An 18,987-nucleotide genomic window follows, 5' to 3' on the forward strand; every position below is an offset into this window, starting at 1 on the left:
GCGGTGTGCGGCACAATGTAGCCGACTCGAGGAGGACCATGTCCGACAAGCACGTCGCCGATTCGCATGAAGTCATCCGTGTCGTGGGGGCACGCGAGAACAACCTCAAAGACGTCAGCGTCGAGATCCCGAAACGTCGACTCACGGTTTTCACGGGCGTGAGCGGCTCGGGTAAGTCGTCGCTCGTGTTCGCCACGATCGCGAACGAATCACAGCGCCTCATCAACGAGACCTATCCGACCTTCGTGCAGCAGTTCATGGGGCAGCTGAACCGCCCCGAGGTCGACGCACTCGAGAACATCAGCCCGGCGATCATCGTCGACCAGGAGCGCATGGGAGCCAACTCCCGCTCGACGGTCGGCACGGCCACCGACGCCCACGCGATGCTCCGCATCCTGTTCAGCAGACTCGGTCAGCCGCACGTCGGCTCGCCGCAGGCGTTCTCGTTCAACGTGCCCTCGGTCACGGGCGCCGGCGCGGTCACCATCGAAAAGGCGGGCCAGCGCATCAAAGAGCGCCGGTCCTTCGAGATCACCGGCGGCATGTGCCCGAACTGCGAAGGCCTCGGCGAGGTCAGCGACGTCGACCTCGACGAACTGTTCGACCGCACGAAGTCGCTCGCCGACGGCGCCATCACGATCCCCGGCTACAGCGTCGACGGCTGGATGGTGAAGGGCTACACCGAATCCGGCTTCGTCGACCCGCACAAGCCCATCGCCGACTACACCGATCAAGAGCTGCAGGACTTCCTCTACAAAGAGCCCACGAAGGTCAAGATGTCGGGCATCAACATGACCTACGAGGGGCTCGTCTCCAAGATCACCAAGTCGATGCTGCAGAAAGACCGCGATGCGCTGCAGCCGCACATCCGCGCGTTCGTCGACCGTGCCGTCAAGTTCTTGCCCTGCCCCGCGTGCGGGGGCACCCGTCTCAACGACGGGGCCCGCTCATCGAAGATCAAGGGCACGAGCATCGCGGATGCCGCGGCGATGCAGATCACCGATCTCGCCGCCTGGCTGCGCACGGTCGACGACCCCGAGGTCGCCCCGCTCATGCGGGGCCTGCGCGACACGATCGACTCGTTCGTCGAGATCGGGCTCGGCTACCTCTCGCTCGACCGCTCGTCGGGAACTCTCTCAGGCGGAGAAGCCCAGCGCACGAAGATGATCCGCCACCTCGGGTCGTCGCTCACCGACATCAGCTACGTCTTCGACGAGCCGACGGCGGGCCTTCACCCGCACGACATCCAGCGGATGAACGACCTGCTGCAGCAACTGCGCGACAAGGGAAACACGGTGCTCGTCGTCGAGCACAAGCCCGAGGTGATCGAGATCGCCGACCACGTCGTCGATCTCGGGCCGGGCGCGGGGCGTGCGGGCGGAGAGATCCAGTACACGGGCGACGTCGCGGGGCTGCGCGCATCCGACACCGTCACCGGCCGCCACCTCGACCATCGCGCGCGCCTTAAAGACACCGTGCGCACGGCGATGGGCAGGCTCGAGATCCGCGGTGCCGACCGGCACAACCTGAAGGACGTCGACGTCGACGTGCCGCTGGGCATCCTCACGGTCGTGACGGGCGTCGCCGGTTCGGGCAAGTCCTCGCTCATCCACGGCTACGTGCCCGCGTTCGACGACGTCGTCGTGCTCGATCAGGCACCCATCAAGGGCTCGCGCCGGTCGAGCCCGGCGACCTACACGGGCATCCTCGATGCTGTCCGCACGGCCTTCGCCAAAGCAAACGGGGTCAAGCCCGCCCTGTTCAGCGCGAACTCGCAGGGCGCGTGCCCGGCGTGCCGGGGGCTCGGCGTCATCATCACGCAGCTCGGGTTCACGCAGAGCGTCGAGACGATGTGCGAGACGTGCGAGGGCACGGGGTTCAGCGATGACGTGCTCGAGTACCGACTCGACGGCAAGAACATCGCCGAGGTGCTCGCGATGTCGGCGGGCGAGGCAGCGGAGTTCATCACGAAAGGCCCCGCCCACACGACGCTCGCGCGGCTCATCGACGTCGGGCTCGGGTACATCACGCTCGGCCAGGCGCTCAACACGCTGTCAGGCGGCGAACGCCAGCGACTGAAGCTGGCGATCTCGATGGCCAAGAAAGGCGCCGTCTACGTGCTCGACGAGCCCACGACGGGGCTGCACCTCGCCGACGTCGACAACATGCTGAGCATGCTCGACCGGCTCGTCGAGGCGGGCAATTCCGTCATCGTCATAGAACACCACCAGGCGGTCATGGCGCATGCCGACTGGATCATCGATCTCGGCGCCGGCGCAGGCCGCGACGGCGGGCGCATCGTCTTCGAGGGGACGCCGGCTGACCTTGTGGCATCGGGTGGCACTCTCACGGCGACGCACCTGGCGAAGTACGTCGGCATGTGAAAGATGGGGAAACTTCCCCATCTTTTATGTTGCGAAAGAGGAACATTCCGCGGTTAGGCTAAGCAGATCACACCTCCGAGTGTGAGCACCCGGGGCGGCCCCGGGATCCGACGCTCCGCGTCGGCAGCGCCCCGGGGGAGGCCGAACTGATGAAGTCGTTTGCTTGGCTGCGCGCGCGCCCGAGGACGCTCGCCTCGGCGGGTGTCGTGACCGTGTCCGCGCTCGCGCTGACAACGATGGCGTTCTTCCACGAAGGAAAGCCGACGACCGAGGTCGACCTGCACGACGGCGGGGTGTGGGTGACGAAGCAGTCGAGCCTGCTCATCGGCCACTTCAACCACGAGTCCCGCGTGCTCGACGGTGCCCTGCGCACGACGAGCGACGACTACGACATCCTGCAGTCCGGTGAGACGGTCCTCGTGCACAACGGCACCGATGCCACATTGACGACCATCGACCCCGCGATGGTGGCCCTCACGACGGCCGCGAAGGTGCCCGGCGATGCGCAGGTCGAGCTGGGCGGATCGACCGTCGCGGTCCTCGATCGTCCGTCGGGTGACCTGTGGGTGCTGCCGTCTGCGGCGGCGAGCGCTTTCGAGCTGCAAGGTACGGACCCGATCGCCTCACTCGGCGCGGGAGCTGCCGTGACGGTCGGTGCCGATGGCACGGTGCGCGCCGTGGCGCCCCAGACCGGCGAGCTGGTCACCGTTCCCGTCGATCCTGACGGTGCGCCTCTCGAACCCGTATTCAGCGAGCTGCCCGGCGTGGATGAGACCAGTCGGGTGAGCATCACCGTGGTCGGTGAGATCGCTGTCGTACTGGATGCCGCATCCGGAATATTGCACACCTCGACGGGTCAGTCGACCGAGGTCGACCGCGGTGACACCGGTGTGCTTCAGATGCCGTCGGTCGCCACCGACGCCGTCGTCGTCGCGACCGCATCCTCGCTCGTGCGGGTGCCTTTGGACGGTTCCGAGCCCGTGGTGACCTCGTCGGGTGCGCAGGGTGTCCCCGCGGCGCCCGTCCAGCTGTCGGGCTGCACCTATGGGGCGTGGTCGGGATCGGCCGCGTTCATCCGCGACTGCATCGGGGCGGACGACGACCTGACGACGACGGTCGAGGGAGCGGATGCCTCGGCCGTGCTGCGCTTCCGCGTCAATCGCGACGTGATCGTGCTGAACGACATCGTCGGCGGCGCGGCATGGATGGCCAGCGACAGTCTGCAGCGCATCGACAACTGGAACGACGTCACTCCGCCCGAGAGCGAGTCCGAAGAAGAGAACGAGCAGACGACCGAGGAATCCGTCGAGACGACGCTCCCGGAGCGCACGGAAGAGAACACTCCGCCGATCGCGACGGACGACGATTTCGGTGTGCGTCCCGGCCGCACGACGGTGCTTCCCGTGCTCGACAACGACAGTGACCCCGACGGCGACGTGCTCACCGTGACGCTTCCCGATGGCGCGCCCGCCCTCGGTGAGATCCAGCCCGTCAACAACGGTGCCGGTCTGCAGATCGCCGTCCCCGACGACGCGACCGGGTCGGACGCCTTCGTCTACCTGATCGATGACGGGCGCGGCGGTACGGACACCGCGACGGCCCGGCTGTCGGTGCACGGATGGGACGTCAACGCCGCGCCCGTGCAGAACCGCATCACCGCGGTCACGGTCGAATCCGGCGGCACCGTGACGTACAACGTGCTGCCCGACTGGATCGATCCTGACGGCGACGATGTCTTCCTCTCGGCGGTCGTCCCCAGTGAGGGCGATGAGGCCGACTTCACGTCGGACGGACGCATCACCTACCGTGCCGTCGGTGGCACGCAGGGCCGCAAGGACGTTCCGATCATCGTGTCCGACGGTGACAAGGTCACCGAGGGGATCGTCCGCTTCGACGTGCGCCCCGTCGGCTCGACGGTGCCCGTCACCAACGCCGATCACGTCGTCGTGCGTGTGGGGCAGACCGTCACGGTGTCACCGCTCGCCAATGACACGAGCTCGAGCCGGGAGCCGTTGCGGCTCACGCGTGTCGACGAGGTGGCCGGCGCGACGATCGTCCCCGACTTCGCCAACAAGTCGTTCTCGTTCACCTCCGATGTCGCCAAGACCTATTACGTGCAGTACTTGGCTTCGGCCGGGGCGAACGGCGTGCCGGGCCTCGTGCGGGTCGATGTGCTGGACGACGCCGACCTCGAGCGCGACCCGATCGCCGTCCGCGATGTCGCGCTGCTTCCCAGCGGCGGCGACGTACTCGTCAACGTGCTCGCGAATGACAGCGACCCGGCGGGTGGCATCCTCGTCGTGCAGTCGGTGACGGTCGAGCCCAACAGCGGCATCGCCGTGTCGGTGCTCAACCACGAGACCCTGCGCATCACCGACCAGGCGGCGCTGGGCGCACAGGTCGTGATCAGCTATCGCATCTCCAACGGCGCCCGCTCGGCCGAAGGCGAGGTCATCGTCATCCCGGTGCCGGCCCCGGCACAGCTGCGCCCTCCCGTGGCCAACGATGACGAGGTCATCGTGCGCGCAGGAGACATCGTCACGATCCCCGTCCTCGAGAACGACTACCACCCCAACGGCGACACGATCCACGTCTCTCCCGACCTGATCCCGCCGTTCATCGACGCCGCCGTGGGCGAGATCTTCGTGTCCGAGGACACCCTGCGCTTCCGCGCGGGCGACGAGCCCGGCACCGCCTACGCGACCTACGAGGTGTACGACAGCACGGGGCAGAAGGATGCCGGCTACGTCACGATCCAGATTCTGCCGGTCAACGAAGAGACCAACACGGCTCCGAGGCCGCGCGACCTGACGGCTCGCGTGCTCAACGGCTCTCAGGTGCGGATCGCGATCCCGCTGGACGGCATCGACCCCGACGGCGACTCGGTCGAACTCGTCGGCGTCGCAAGCGCCCCCAAGAAGGGACGCATCGTCGAGGTCGGCCCCAACTACCTGACCTATGAGGCGTTCACCGAGTCCGCCGGCCTCGACTCATTCACGTATCGCGTGCGCGATCGGCTGGGCAAAGAGGCGACGGCCCCGATCCGCGTGGGCATCGCCCCCGCCGAAGCGGCGAACCAGGCACCGTATGCCGTGAAGGACTCCGTCATCATGCGCCCCGATCGCTCGGTCGCCGTGCCTGTCACGGCGAACGACTCCGATCCCGACGGAGACCAGTTCGGCCTCGTCCGCGATGGACTCGTCGTGCCGAACGTCGAGGGCCTGAAGGCCGTCGTGCAGGGCGAGCGCGTCGTCGTGACGTCGCCGCCCGAGCCGGTCGAGACGAGCGTGCAGTACACGATCCGCGACGCACGCGGCGCGGAAGCCATGGCAGTCCTGCAGATCACGGTCGCCGAGAATGTGCCGCTGCAGCGCCCCATCGCCCGTGACGACCGGATCCGCCCCGAAGACATCGACGGCGCCACGGTCGACGTCGAGGTGCTCGCGAACGACGAGGACCCCGACGGTACGAAGGACGGTCTGACCGTCACGACCGACGCCGAGACGGCGCGGGTCGTCGGCGGCGACACCCTGCGGGTGACGCTCACCGACGAAGCGCAGCTGCTGACCTACACGATCACCGACCAGGACCGCCTGACCGCCTCGGCGTTCGTCTTCATTCCGGGCCTCACGACCATGCCGCCTGTACTCACGACGGTGCAGGGCATCGAGGTCGTCAGTGGCGAGACGGTCGAGATCCCGCTGGCCGAGCACGTGCGTGCGGCGGCGGGCAAACGCGTCGTCATCACCGAGGCCGCCAAGGTGCAGGCGTCGAACTCGAGCGGCGCGAACCTCGTGAAGGACCAGACGACGCTGGTCTACACGTCACGGGACGGCTACTTCGGTCCGGATGCCATCACCTTCGAGGTGACGGATGGCACGGGGCCCGATGATCCCGCCGGCATCAAGGCGATGCTGACGCTCCCGATCACGGTCCTCCCGCCCGACAATCAGCAGCCCACGTTCACGAACGGCCAGATGGACGTCGCTCCGGGTGAGGATGCGGCGACGCTCGACCTGCGCGCGCTCACGACCGACCCCGACAGCGGTGACCTCGAGCGCATGCGGTACCAGCTCATCGGCGGCGCTCCGTCGGGGTTCTCGGCCTCTGTCGACGGCGGCAGCCTTCTCGTGAGCGCGTCGCCCAGCACGCCGAAGGGCACGGCCGTGACCCTCGCGATCCGCATCTCGGACGGCGAGACCGAACCGATCGAGGGCAGTGTGACAGCGCGCGTGACGGCGTCGACCCGCCCGCTGCCGACAGCGAACGACGACACGATCGACGAGGCTCACCAGGGCAAGACGGTGACGGTTCCCGTGCTCGCCAACGACTTCAACCCGTTCCCCGACACGCCGCTCAAGGTCACGACGGCGATCGTCGAGACCGGTGCCGGCACGGTGGATGTCGCGGGCGATCAGGTGCGCGTCACGCCCAACGGCGACTTCTTCGGAACGATGGTCGTGCGTTATCGCGTGCAGGATGCCACCGCCGACGTCGATCGTGAGGTCGAGGGTCGCATTCGTCTCACGGTGCAGGGCCGGCCCGACGCGCCGGGCACCCCGACGGTGTCCAGCGTGCAGGATCGCACCGTCGTGCTCTCCTGGAGCCCGCCGCCCAACAACGGTGCCGAGATCACGACGTACACGGTCGAGGCGGTCAGCGGCACCTACACCAAGTCCTGTGCCGCCACGACGTGCACTTTGGACGGCTTGACCAACAACGTCGAATACAACTTCACGGTCGTCGCGACCAACCGCGTGGGCGATTCGGATCCGTCTGCACCGTCTGAGACGGCCCGCCCCGACGCGCGCCCCGACACTCCGCAGCCGCCGACCCTGAAGTTCGGCGACCGGAGCCTTCAGGTGGCGTGGGTCACGCCCACGACACCGGGATCGCCCGTCGAGTCGTTCACGCTCGAGATCTCACCGGCGCCGCCGTCGGGGATCGCGCAGAAGACGAACGTGACCGGCACCTCGCTGACCTGGGAGGGCCTCGAGAACGGCACGAACTATCAGGTGCGCGTTCGGGCGCACAACCGCGCGCCCGACCCGTCGAGCTGGAGCGCCAACTCGGCACCCATGGTGCCTGCGGCGCCCCCGGCGGCAGCCGCTGCACCGGCGACGGCGCGCTTGGCGCCGGTCGGTACCCAGGCGCAGATGCAGGTCGCCTGGCAGCCGCCCGCCAACAACGGCGACACGATCGACCAGTACCGCGTCAACGTCCTCCGTGGCGGCTCGGTCGTCAGCACCATCGGGAACATCCCCGGCAGTGCGACCTCGCAGGCGATCGTCGTCGCGGCGTCCGAGACGGACTACACCTTCACGGTGGAGGCGCACAACAAGGCGGGCTGGGGCGCTGCGAGCTCCGCGTCCGCGCCCCGTCGGGGCTTCACGCAGCTCGGTGCGCCGACGAACGTGCAGGCGACGACTCCCGCGGCGAACAGCCGCATCGTCGTGACCTACGGTGCCGCGCCGGGCAACGGCGCGCGCGCCGGCGAGATCGCCTACGAGTACAACGTCGGCGGAGGCTGGCGCAGCGACTGGGACGGTCGCACGATCACGGCGGGCATCTCGAACAACTCGAGCTACACCGTGCAGGTGCGCGGCTACACGACGATCGACGGCGTCAGATACGACGGGCCGGCCGCGTCGTCCGCGAGCCCCGCGCGCCCGTATGGTCCGGTCAACACTCCGGGAGCAGGGGCGTCGGCCAGTGGCACGACGATCACCTACTCGTGGTCTGCTCCGGCCGACAACGGCCGCCCCATCCAGACCATGCAGATCAAGATCAACGGCGAAGCCTGGAAGAACGTCGGTCGCTCCGGAAGCGAGTCGCGCGACCACGGTCACAGCTTCACGGGCACGATCCAGGTGCGGGCCTACGACTCGGAGGGTCAGGTCTCGGCCGTCGCTTCGCAGTCGGCGACGACCTCCGCGCCGCCGCAGGCGTCCGCCCAGACGTACAAGGGCACTCGGACCAACAGCGCAACCTGCACGTCCCAGTACTGCGCCCAGATGGGCGTGACGGTGAAGAACTTCCCCGCGGGCAACTACGACATCATCTGCAGCCACGCCAACGCACCGGGGTTCGCCCGCTACTCGAACGTCTACCTCCCCGCCAACGGCTCGAAGGAGTTCACCTGCCACTTCGGCGGAGCTCCTGGATCGCAGGCGTGGATCACGATCGTCGGCTGGGGCGACGCCGCACGCGCCACCTGGTGACCCCGACCGCTTCCCCATCTTCGAGAGAAAGACACGACACGCATGACTATGACCCCCGAGCAGGCGGCCTGGTTCCAGGGCACGTTCACACGACTCGTCGACAATGTCGACCGAGCCCTCATGGGCAAGCGCGACGTCGTCGGGCTCGTGCTCGCGGCGATGCTCGCCGAAGGACACGTGCTGCTCGAGGATGCCCCGGGCACCGGCAAGACGAGCCTCGCGAAGGCCCTCGCGGCGACCGTGCAGGGCACGAGCAATCGCATCCAGTTCACGCCCGACCTTCTTCCCTCCGACGTCACGGGTGTCACGATCTATGACCAGGCGACCCGCCGGTTCGAGTTCCACAAGGGACCCGTCTTCGCATCGATCGTCCTCGCCGACGAGATCAACCGCGCGTCGCCCAAGACGCAGTCGGCGCTGCTCGAAGTCATGGAGGAGTCGCGCGTCACCGTCGACGGTGTCGCGCACGAAGCGGGGAGGCCCTTCCTCGTCATCGCGACGCAGAACCCGATCGAGCAGGCGGGCACGTACAAACTGCCCGAGGCGCAGCTCGACCGCTTCCTCGTGAAGACGGCGATCGGCTACCCCGACCTCGAGATCGCCGAGCGGATCCTCGCCGGTGCCGCCGAGCGCAACCCGTCGGCGAACCTGACGGCCATCATCACGACGAGCGCCGTCGGCGACATGGCTGATCTCGCCTCGACCGTGCACGTCGAACCCGCCGTGCTGCGCTACACCGCCCAGCTCGCCGAGGCGACGCGCGCCGACGCCGCGACACGCCTGGGCGTCTCGGTGCGCGGCGCCATCGCGATGATCCGCCTCGCGAAGGTGTGGGCGGCCGCGCACGGCCGTCACTTCGTGACGCCCGACGACATCAAGCGGCTCGCCGCACCGACGTGGACCCACCGTCTCGTGATGGACCCCGAGGCGGAGTTCTCGGGCACGACGCCCGAGACCGTCATCGCCCGCACGCTCGAGACGGTCGACGCCCCGCAGGCGAGGTCGGCAGCTTGATGACGACGGATGCGCTCCGCCCGGCGACTGCCGTGGGGCAGCGCCGTGAGCACGCGCAGGGCGTCGCCCTGGGCGTGTGGGAGCGCGTCCGCAGCATCCTGTCCGTGTTCCGCCCCCTCGCCTGGGTGCTCATCGCGACGGCGATCGTGCTGTGGATCGCGGGGCAGAGCCTCGGCTGGTGGGAGCTGACGGTCACGGCCGTCGTGCTCGCGAGCGTCGTCGCCCTGTGTGCGCTGTTCCTCATCGGCCGCACGACGTACGCCGCCACGCTCGACCTCAACCGCACGCGTGTCGTCGTCGGCGAACGGGCCGTCGGTGCCCTGACGCTCGCCAACACCGGCACCCGCGCGATCATGCCCTCGCGCGTCGTTCTCCCCGTCGGGGCAGGTCGCGGTGTCTTCGCCGTGCGTCGCCTGGCGGCGGGCGAGACCGCCGAAGAGCTCTTCGCGATCCCGACGCAGCACCGAGGCGTGCTCGCCGTCGGGCCCGTGAGTGTCGTGCGCGGCGACCCGCTCGGCGTCTTCGAGCGCGTACACCGCCGTGACGACCCGGTCGATCTCTACGTGCACCCTCGCACCGTGGCGTTCTCGGGCCAGTCGCTCGGGTTCTTGCGCGACCTCGAAGGGCTTCCCGCGACCGACCTCTCGCGCGACGACGTGTCCTTCCACGCGCTGCGCGAGTATCAGCCCGGCGATGACCTTCGCCACGTGCACTGGAAGTCGACGGCGCGCATCGGCGAGATGATGGTGCGCCAGTACGAAGAGACCCGCCGATCGCACTTCGTCATCGCACTGTCACGAAGCGCGGGGGACTACCTCGACGGCGACGAGTTCGAGCTCGGCATCTCGATCGCCGGATCGATCGGCCTGCGCGCTCTGCGTGATTCGCAGCGCGTCGAGATGCGCGTGCAGGGCCGCGAGCTGCCGGCATCCAACGGAAAGCGATTCCTCGACTCGCTGTCGGTCATCGACCACTCGCGCCCGCGCGAGGGCGGCATCGTCGAGCTCGCCGGAACCGTCGGCGCGACCCTGCCGCTCGCGAGCGTCGTCGTGCTCATCTGCGGCAGCTCGGTCGACGCCGCGGCGCTGCGCCGCGCGTGCGCACGCCTGCCGTTCGGCGCGCGTGTGCTCGTGGTCGTCGCCGAACCCGGCGCCGCCCCGGCGCTGCGTCGCATCGGCGATGCCGACGTGCTCACGGTCGGAGCCCTCGACGAACTGCCCGGTGCGCTGCGGAAGGTGCTCGCATGACCGCTTCGACCACGTCGCCGTCGCGTCTGCCGCTGCGGCGCTGGATCCTCGACCTCGTCGCTGTCGCGCTGCTGCTGTGCGTGCCCATCGTCGGCTTCTGGCCGACCTTCGAGGCGCCCTCCTACCTCGTCGCCGCCTTCGGGGCTGCTCTGCTGGGCATGGGCATCGCGTCGCTGGGTGCGTGGTGGCGCTGGGGTGCTCTGCCCATCGCCGGGGTGACGGTCGCGGTCTACTTCGTCTTCGGCGGCGCGCTCGCGCTGCCGCACACCGCGGTGGTCGGTGTCGTGCCGACGCTCGACACCCTGGGCGGCCTCGCTCTCGGCGCGGTCACGTCGTGGAAGGGCCTGCTCACGACCGTCGCGCCTGTCGCGCCCGGCGACGGCCACCTCGTCGTGCCGTTCCTGCTCACGCTCGTCGCCGCCGTTCTGACGACGAGTCTCGCGCTGCGCGCGAACCGCGCCGCGTGGGCGCTCATCCCGGCGGCAGCGTTCCTCGCGATCCAGATCGCGATCGGAACCTCTGAGCCCGCCGCCCCGATCGTGCAGGGCATCCTCTTCGCGATCGTCGCCGTTGCGTGGCTGTCTGTGCGCGCCGCCTGGGCGCACAGCGGAGTGGCGATCTCGCTCGGCGCAGACGGCGAAGGCTCGCCGCGCGCCGCCGCGGCCCGCCGCATCCTGCTCGGCGGAGGAGTCGTCGCCGTCGCCGCGATCATCGGCGTCACCACGAGCGCCCTGGCCGCACCCGACTCGCCGCGGTACGTGCTGCGCGATGTCGTCATCCCGCCGTTCGACATCCGCGAGTACCCGAGCCCGCTGCAGGGCTTCCGCGCGCTCGTGCGCGATCAGGCCGATGAGCCGCTGTTCCGGGTGTCGGGCCTGCCCGAGGGGGCGCGCGTGCGCATCGCGACGATGGATGCGTACAGCGGCACCGTCTACAACGTGTCCGACGAGGGTGCCGGGTCCTCGAGCGCCTTCCGCCCCGTGCGCGGCAAGATGTCGGCGGATGCCACGGGCACGCCCGTGACGCTGCGCTTCGACATGGATCAGTGGGACAGCGTGTGGATGCCGGGCGCCGGATCCATCGCCGAGGTCGAGTTCGACGGTCCGCGTGCCGATGATCTGCGCCGCAGCGCGCACTACAACGAGTCCACCGGCACGGGCGTCGTCATCTCGCGCCTCGCGACGGGCGACGCGTACACGGTCGAAACGATGCTGCCCGTCGAGCACAGCGACGAACGCCTCGCCGATGAGGCGTTCGCTCCCGTCACACTCCCCTCGCAGAAGGGAGTGCCGCAGAGCCTCGCCGACATCGCAGCCAAGGCGGTCGCCGACGCGAACACGCCGATCGAGCAGGCGCGCGCGTTGGAGAGCTTCCTCGCCGAAGACGGCTTCTTCAGCCACGGGCTCGAGGGGGAGACCCTCTCGCGCGCCGGTCACGGCGCGGAGCGGATCCTGACCCTCGTCGATTCCGATCAGATGATCGGCGACGACGAGCAGTACGCGACCGCGATGGCTCTGCTGGCCCGCGAGATCGGCATACCCGCGCGCGTCGTCATGGGGTTCTATCCCGAAGACGATGCTGCGGGCGAAGCCGTCTTCACGGCGACGGGCGACACGCTGCACGCGTGGGTCGAGATCGCGTTCGAGCGATCCGGCTGGGTGCGCTTCGACCCGACGCCGCCCGAGGACCAGGCGCCCAACGACCAGACCACAAAGCCGCGGGCCGATCCCAAGCCGCAGGTGCTGCAGCCGCCTCCGCCCGAGCAGGAGCCTGTCGACCTGCCCATCGCGATCCCCGACGACCGCGAGAGCGAAGACGAGGAGAACAACGACCTCGGCATGCTCGGGGTGATCCTCGCGATCGGCGGCGGCGTGCTCGGTGTGCTCGCGCTTCTCGCCGCGCCGTTCATCGTGATCGGGCTCTTCAAGGCGGCCAAGCGTCGCCGTCGCCGCGCCGCGGAGCGCCCGTCCGACCGCATCAGCGGTGGGTGGGACGAGCTCGTCGACCGCGCGGTCGACTACGGCACGCCCGTCCGGGCCGGTGGCACGCGTCAGGAGGACGCCGTCACCGTCTCAGACGCGTTCGCTGAAGCCCGCGTCACGGCGCTGGCGACCCGCGCCGACGTCGAGGTGTTCGGTCCGAGCGACCCCACGCCCGAGGACATCGACGAGTTCTGGCGCCAGGTCGACGACATCGTCGGCGGCATGGCGACCCGACGCTCGCTCTGGCAGCGGATGCGGGCCAGACTGAATCTGCGCTCGCTGCTCGCGGGCACGCGGTTCGCGCTCCCTTCACGCACAACCCGCGCCCGCTCGGTCGGTGACGATCGACGAGCCGACACCTCCTCACCCCCGGAGTCCGAATGAGTCAGCCCACCTACGCTTTGCCGGTAGCTCCCGCGCCGCGCGGCCCTGCGCTCGCTTCGATCGGGCGCCGCGTCGCCGCCTACGTGGTCGACGGCGCGGTCCTCGCCGCCGTCATGATCGTGGTGACGGTGCTCAGCGTCGTGATCGCGCAGCCGCTGGCCGCCGGCACCCCCGAGGCCATCGTGCTGGTGCTGCTGTTCGTCTATGGTGCCCTCGGCCTCGCGAGCATCGCCTGGGCGCTGGTCTACTCGGCGCTGCAGGGCGGCAAGGGGTCGCCCGGCCAGCGCATCGTGCGCGTGCAGGTGCGGGATGCCACCACCGGCGCTCCGATCGGCTTCGGCCGGGCACTGCTGCGCAACATCATCTGGGGCCTGGCGGGTTCGATCATCGTCGGGTACTTCACGCCCCTGTTCGACCCCGTGCGGCGCCAGGGGTGGCATGACAAGGTCGTGAACGCCGTCGTCGTCGACGCCGTCGCCCGTGCCGGAGCACCCGAGTCGGCGCCGCCATCGCGTCCCGCAGCCGCCTCGCAGCCGCCTCGCCCCGCGGCGCCCGCCACACCGCCGCCTCCCCTGCCGCCGCGCGACTTCGCACCGCCCCTCGCGCCGGCGTACCCGTCGACGCCCCCGAAGCCCCTCGCCCCGTCGCCCCGCACCGATGTCGCCGCCGACGGCATGATCTCGCTCGTGCCCGGCATTACGATCGACCCGACCGGGGGCGGGGCATCTCCGGCTGCGGCTGCGGCACCGAGCCCTGCTCCGGCGGTCACCCCCGCGCCCGCCGTCCCGGCTGCTGTGTCGGCGCCGCCCCTTGCGCCGCCGCGCATCTCGGCGCCCGGGCTGATCTCTGAGGAGATCGACATCGATGAGACGCGGGCCGCGAATGCTGCGAGCGCCATCGTCGTTCTCCTGTGGGATGACGGTACCCGCACCGCCGTCTACACGCGCACGCTGTTCGGTCGCAATCCGGGCAGCGAAGACGGCGCCGTCGTCGCGTCGCTCCGTGATGAGACGCTGTCGCTGTCCAAGACGCACTTCGAGATCGGGTCGACGGCGACTGGCCCCTACATCGTGGACCGCCACTCGACCAACGGCACGACGCTCGTGCGCGACGGCGGGCGCCAGGTTCTCGCGGCGGGCGTGCAGACCGCGCTGCGCCCGGGCGACGCGCTCGAGTTCGGCGATCGCCGTGCCACCGTCGGAGGCGACGCGTGAGCGTGCCTCTCGTCGAGGTCGCGGCGGGCGCCGCGACCGACCCGGGCCTGCGCCGCCGCATCAACGAGGACTCGCACCTGGCGGCATCCCCGCTCTTCCTCGTCGCCGACGGCATGGGCGGCCACCAGGCGGGTGAGCTTGCCTCGGCCGCCGTCATCGCCGAGTTCTCGACGCTCGCGGGGCGCGACAGCCTCTCGATGCGCGACGTCCGGGCGGCCCTGGACACCGCTCGGAGGCGCGTCGACGACCTTCCCGAAGCGGCAGCGGGTGCCGGCACCACCCTCAGCGGCGTCGTCATCGCCGATGTCGACGGCGTCGCGTGCTGGCTCACCCTCAATCTGGGCGATTCGCGCACCTATCTGTTGAGCGACGGCGAGTTCGACCAGATCAGCGTCGACCATTCCGTCGTTCAGGAGCTCATCGACAGCGGACAGCTCGACGCGGCCGCCGCCGCCGTCGATGCCCGTCGCAACGTCATCACGCGCGCGATCGGCGGCGGAAGCTCTGCCGAAGCCGATTACTGGGTCATCCCCGCACAGGTCGGCGACCGCGTGCTCGTGTGCTCCGACGGACTGTCCGGAGAACTGAGCAGTGAGCGCATCGACACGGTTCTGCGGGCTGAATCCGATCCGCAATCCGCTGCGACCCGCCTCGTTCACGAGGCGATGCTGCAGGGCGGCCGCGACAACATCACCGCGATCGTCGTCGACGCGCTCGTCATCCATCCCGGTGTGACGGGGGACGACGATGACGACGAAGACGTCGACGAGGACACCCGACCCCGTGTCGGGACAGGAGGGGGTCGGCGATGATCGTCGGACGATACGCACCCGGACCGTGGCAAGCGGTGGTGACGGGCCGAGGGCTCGTCGTGCTGGGCGCCGACGTGCCCATCGCCCTGCTCGAGAGCGTCTGGCGGCAGGCGGACGCCGGTCGCGGGCTTCCCGCCGTCATCGAGGCCCTGACGGGAGCGTTCGGCACCTCGCTCGCCGCGATTCCGCCGTTCGCGGTCGTGCTCGCTGAAGACGACGGCGTCCGCGCGGTCGTGCGCGGCGCGTTCGAGCTGACCGTCGAGACGCCGACGGGCGTCGAAGAGCTCTCGGGCGCATCGGTCACGACCTGGAATGAGCGCACGATCCCGGGAGCCGTCCGCGCCCATATCGTCACCGCCGAACACGACGCCCCCGTCGAGTACCCCATCCGAGACGGCATCGTGCTGGTGTCCGCCGTGACGGTCTCCTTCGATGAGACGGATGCTGCGCCCGTCGGCGTGCCCGAGCCGCGTGCCGCCCGTGCCGAGGCTTCCGTCGTCGAGCCCGTCGTGACGATCGACGTCGAACCGGATCCGGCCCCCGAGCCGGTTCCTGCCCCCGAGCCGACCCCGGTGCCGGAAGCGCCTGCAGCCGGGCCGGTCGAGCCGGTCGAGGTGCCGGCGGCGATCGTGGAGCCGGCGCCGGCTCCCGTGGCGCCCGAGCTGCCCGGGCTCATCGACTCCGCCGCCGTCACGATGGCCGGTGCCGATACTCTCCTGCCCGCCGAATCGACGTTCGCCCGCACGGGTGACTGCCCGCCCGAGGGGTCGCCGGCACGCACGGCGGCATCCGAGAGCCCCGCCGACCGGGGCGAGGGCGAGAGTCCGTGGGCCGCGACGATCGTGCGCCCGGCCGATGCACCCGCTGGCCCGCCCGCACCCATCGCGGGCGACCACGACGGCGAGACGATCTCGCTCGCCCAGCTGCGCGCGATGCGCGGCGCGCTGGGCACCGATTCGATGCCGCCGCCGCCGCCGCTCGCTCCGCCCCGGCGGACGGCGCCCGGCCGCATCCGGCTGTCGACGGGGCAGGAGCTGCTGCTCGATCGCACCGTCGTGATCGGCCGCCGACCGCGATCGACGCGTGTCGTCGGCACCGACCTGCCGCACCTCGTCGCGGTCGACAGCCCCGAGCAGGACATCTCACGCAGCCACCTCGAACTGCGGGTCGAGGGCGACAGCATCGTCGCGACCGACCTGAACACGACGAACGGCACGATCCTGCACCGGGCGGGCGCCGACCCGGTGCGCCTGCATCCGAGCGAGGCGACGGTCGTCGTCAGCGGCGACCTGCTCGACCTCGGCGACGGCATCACCGTGACCGTCGAGGAGTCCCTGTGAACGCGAAGCGCGCGCCCATGGCGCCGCCCGATCTGCCGGGGTTCACGTACATCGACGTCCTCGGCTCGGGCGGTTTCGCCGACGTCTACCTCTACGAGCAGCAGCTGCCTCGTCGCCGCGTCGCGGTGAAGGTGCTGCTGCTCGATCGCATTTCGAGCGGTTCGGTGGCTGAGTTCACCGCCGAGGCGAACGTCATGGCGATGCTGTCGACGCATCCCGCGATCGTCACGATCTACCAGGCGGGGGTCGCCGGCGACGGCCGCCCGTACCTCGTGATGGAGTACTGCCCCAAGCCGAACCTCCAGGTGCGTTACCGCCGCGAGCCGTTCTCGGTCGCCGAATCGCTGCGCGTCGGCGTGCAGGTCGCCGCGGCCGTCGAGACGGCGCACCGCGCAGGGGTCCTGCACCGCGACATCAAGCCCGCCAACATCCTCGTGACGGAGTACAACCGCCCCGCGCTCACCGACTTCGGCATCGCCTCGACCACGGCCGCAGCGGCCGAATCGGCGGGGCTTTCGATCCCGTGGTCGCCGCCGGAATCGTTCGCCGACGCACCGCAGTCGACCCCGCGCTCCGATGTCTACGCGCTCGGCGCGACGGTGTACACCCTGCTCGCGGGGCGCTCGCCGTTCGAGCAGCCCGACCAGCGCAACACAGCAGCCGACCTCATCCAGCGGATCGAGACCGCACCGTTGCCCTCGCTGGCACGCACGGACTCGCCCGCATCGCTGCAGTGGGTGCTCGAGCGCGCCATGTCCAAGAACCCGGCCGACCGCTACGAGTCGGCCCTGGGGTTCGCCCGCGCCCTGCAGAAGGTGCAGATCGAGCTGTCCCACGCCGTCACGGCGATCGACATCCTCGATGACGCCGTGCCCGAGGAAGACATCGTCGACGACGATGACGACGGCCTCACCCGCGTGCGTGGTGTCGTCAGCATCAACCCCGAGACCGCACCCGCGGCCGGACTCACGCGCCCGTCGGCAGCGACCGCTCCGGCCCAGCACCGACCCGCGCCCTCTGCTTTCGCGCCGGGCGTCGATGAGACGATGCTGCGCGTGCCGCCGGGGACGGCCGAGCCGGCGACCGATGTGTCGGCGACGATTCTGCGCCCGCCCGCTCACTCCGCCCCTGCCGCGCCGCCCGTCGAAGCCGAAACGCCCACGGCTGCCGAGGCATCCGCCCGCGCGGCATCCGTCCCCGAGGCATCCGCCCCGGCAGCGTCCGAGCCGCCCCCGCCGCCCGCGCGCTCGCGTCGCACAGTGGTGGGCTGGTCGATCGGCGCCGGTGTTCTGGTCGTGCTCGCCGCCATCATCGTCGGCGTCTCGCTGCCGGGCATTCTCGCCGGGAACACGCCCACTCCGCCGCCGCCCGAGACGTCGGCCAACCCGCAGGACCCCGTCTCGGTCGCGGTTCCCGCTCCCGCCGGCGTCACCGCTGTCGCGGTGGGCGCGGATGTGACCTTCACCTGGACGAACCCCGATCCGCAGGACGGTGACCACTACCTGTGGTCGGTCGTACGCGCCGGAGAGGAGCGCTCGCCCGCCAGCACGTCCGAGCCGACCGTCACCGTTCCGGCAGACCCGTCGGGCCGCACGTGCATCGAGCTGTTCACCGTGCGCGAGTCCGGGCGTTCATCTCAAGCCGTCACGGAGTGCACCTCATGAGCGCGCCCCCACCGCTGAGCGTCGAGTTCGCCGGCGAGGTCTTCTCGGTCTCACCCGACGCCGAGTTCACGGTCGGTCGCGAGGGCGACCTGGCGATCGATGACAACCTCTTCCTGCACCGCACCTTCCTGACGATCTCGTGCATCGAGGGGCTGTGGCTGCTCTCGAACGTCGGCAGTCGGCTCACCGCGACGGTGACCGATTCGGGCGGACGCGTGCAGGCCTGGCTGGCCCCCGGCGCCCGGCTGCCGCTCGTCTTCGCCGCGACCTCGGTCATCTTCAGTGCCGGACCCACGACCTACGAGCTCACCGTGACCTCGAGCGAACCGGCGTTCCGCGAGACCGCGCGCATCGACGACGACGACCGGGGCGACGGACTCAGCACGATCGGCGACGTACCGCTGACCCTCGGTCAGCGGCTCATGATCCTCGCGCTGGCCGAGCCCGTCCTGCGCCGCGAGGGCACCGGCATGAGCGAGCTGCCGACGTCGGCGCAGGCCGCCGAGCGGCTGGGCTGGACGCTCACGCGCTTCAACCGCAAGCTCGACAACGTGTGCGACAAGCTCGACCGCATCGGTGTCCCGGGCATGCGCGGCGGTGTGCGCTCGTACGCGACCAACCGTCGCGTCAGGCTCGTCGAGCATGCGATAGCGGCGCGCCTGGTCACGCGCGACGATCTGGCCCTGCTCGATGAAGCCCAGAGCGCAGACGACGAGAACTGACCC

Annotated in this window: 10 protein-coding genes; all 10 read left to right on the forward strand. The window is 70.0% G+C overall.

Features of this window, described 5'->3' with window-relative positions:
• Positions 1–38 precede the first annotated feature (38 nt).
• The 10 genes from AC25YV_RS10475 (at position 39) to AC25YV_RS10520 (ending at position 18,984) form a co-directional block, all read left to right on the forward strand.
• Positions 39–2,384: an ATP-binding cassette domain-containing protein gene (locus AC25YV_RS10475; protein WP_488123777.1), complete on the forward strand. Its 2,346-nt coding sequence runs from the start codon at positions 39–41 to the stop codon at positions 2,382–2,384.
• A 149-nt stretch (positions 2,385–2,533) separates the two neighbouring features.
• Complete coding sequence (locus AC25YV_RS10480) at positions 2,534–8,605, forward strand: Ig-like domain-containing protein (RefSeq protein ID WP_488123778.1); 6,072 nt, start codon at positions 2,534–2,536, stop codon at positions 8,603–8,605.
• 42 nt (positions 8,606–8,647) lie between these two features.
• A complete protein-coding gene (locus AC25YV_RS10485) occupies positions 8,648–9,619 on the forward strand; it encodes an AAA family ATPase (RefSeq protein ID WP_488123779.1) in 972 nt (323 codons plus the stop codon).
• Positions 9,619–10,866, forward strand: coding sequence for a DUF58 domain-containing protein (locus tag AC25YV_RS10490; RefSeq protein ID WP_488123780.1), 1,248 nt, complete (start codon positions 9,619–9,621; stop codon positions 10,864–10,866). The genes AC25YV_RS10485 and AC25YV_RS10490 overlap by 1 nt, the downstream gene beginning before the upstream one ends.
• On the forward strand, positions 10,863–13,232 hold the full coding sequence (locus AC25YV_RS10495) for a transglutaminase-like domain-containing protein (RefSeq protein WP_488123781.1): 2,370 nt from the start codon (positions 10,863–10,865) through the stop codon (positions 13,230–13,232). Before AC25YV_RS10490 ends, AC25YV_RS10495 begins: the two co-directional genes overlap by 4 nt.
• Positions 13,229–14,446, forward strand: a complete 1,218-nt coding sequence (locus tag AC25YV_RS10500; RefSeq protein WP_488123782.1) for an RDD family protein — start codon at positions 13,229–13,231, stop codon at positions 14,444–14,446. The genes AC25YV_RS10495 and AC25YV_RS10500 overlap by 4 nt, the downstream gene beginning before the upstream one ends.
• Positions 14,443–15,258 (forward strand): PP2C family protein-serine/threonine phosphatase, encoded by an 816-nt coding sequence (locus tag AC25YV_RS10505; protein WP_488123783.1) that lies wholly within the window; start codon positions 14,443–14,445, stop codon positions 15,256–15,258. Before AC25YV_RS10500 ends, AC25YV_RS10505 begins: the two co-directional genes overlap by 4 nt.
• The gene (locus AC25YV_RS10510) at positions 15,255–16,598 is read left to right on the forward strand and encodes an FHA domain-containing protein (RefSeq protein WP_488123784.1); all 1,344 of its coding nucleotides are present in this window, start codon (positions 15,255–15,257) and stop codon (positions 16,596–16,598) included. Before AC25YV_RS10505 ends, AC25YV_RS10510 begins: the two co-directional genes overlap by 4 nt.
• Positions 16,595–18,262 carry a serine/threonine-protein kinase gene (locus tag AC25YV_RS10515; protein WP_488123785.1) on the forward strand — a complete coding sequence of 556 codons (1,668 nt, stop codon included), beginning with the start codon at positions 16,595–16,597 and terminating at the stop codon, positions 18,260–18,262. Before AC25YV_RS10510 ends, AC25YV_RS10515 begins: the two co-directional genes overlap by 4 nt.
• The gene (locus AC25YV_RS10520; RefSeq protein WP_488123786.1) at positions 18,259–18,984 is read left to right on the forward strand and encodes a hypothetical protein; all 726 of its coding nucleotides are present in this window, start codon (positions 18,259–18,261) and stop codon (positions 18,982–18,984) included. Before AC25YV_RS10515 ends, AC25YV_RS10520 begins: the two co-directional genes overlap by 4 nt.
• Positions 18,985–18,987: the final 3 nt, after the last annotated feature.

Source organism: Microbacterium sp. Y832, from assembly GCF_057669765.1.

Bases quoted from the DNA above. Each gene is read 5' to 3' on its own strand.
- AC25YV_RS10510 (WP_488123784.1), top strand. From the start codon at position 15,255: ATGATCGTCGGACGATACGCACCCGGACCGTGGCAAGCGGTGGTGACG.
- AC25YV_RS10490 (WP_488123780.1), top strand. From the start codon at position 9,619: ATGACGACGGATGCGCTCCGCCCGGCGACTGCCGTGGGGCAGCGCCGT.
- AC25YV_RS10475 (WP_488123777.1), top strand. From the start codon at position 39: ATGTCCGACAAGCACGTCGCCGATTCGCATGAAGTCATCCGTGTCGTG.
- AC25YV_RS10520 (WP_488123786.1), top strand. From the start codon at position 18,259: ATGAGCGCGCCCCCACCGCTGAGCGTCGAGTTCGCCGGCGAGGTCTTC.
- AC25YV_RS10495 (WP_488123781.1), top strand. From the start codon at position 10,863: ATGACCGCTTCGACCACGTCGCCGTCGCGTCTGCCGCTGCGGCGCTGG.
- AC25YV_RS10485 (WP_488123779.1), top strand. From the start codon at position 8,648: ATGACTATGACCCCCGAGCAGGCGGCCTGGTTCCAGGGCACGTTCACA.
- AC25YV_RS10500 (WP_488123782.1), top strand. From the start codon at position 13,229: ATGAGTCAGCCCACCTACGCTTTGCCGGTAGCTCCCGCGCCGCGCGGC.
- AC25YV_RS10480 (WP_488123778.1), top strand. From the start codon at position 2,534: ATGAAGTCGTTTGCTTGGCTGCGCGCGCGCCCGAGGACGCTCGCCTCG.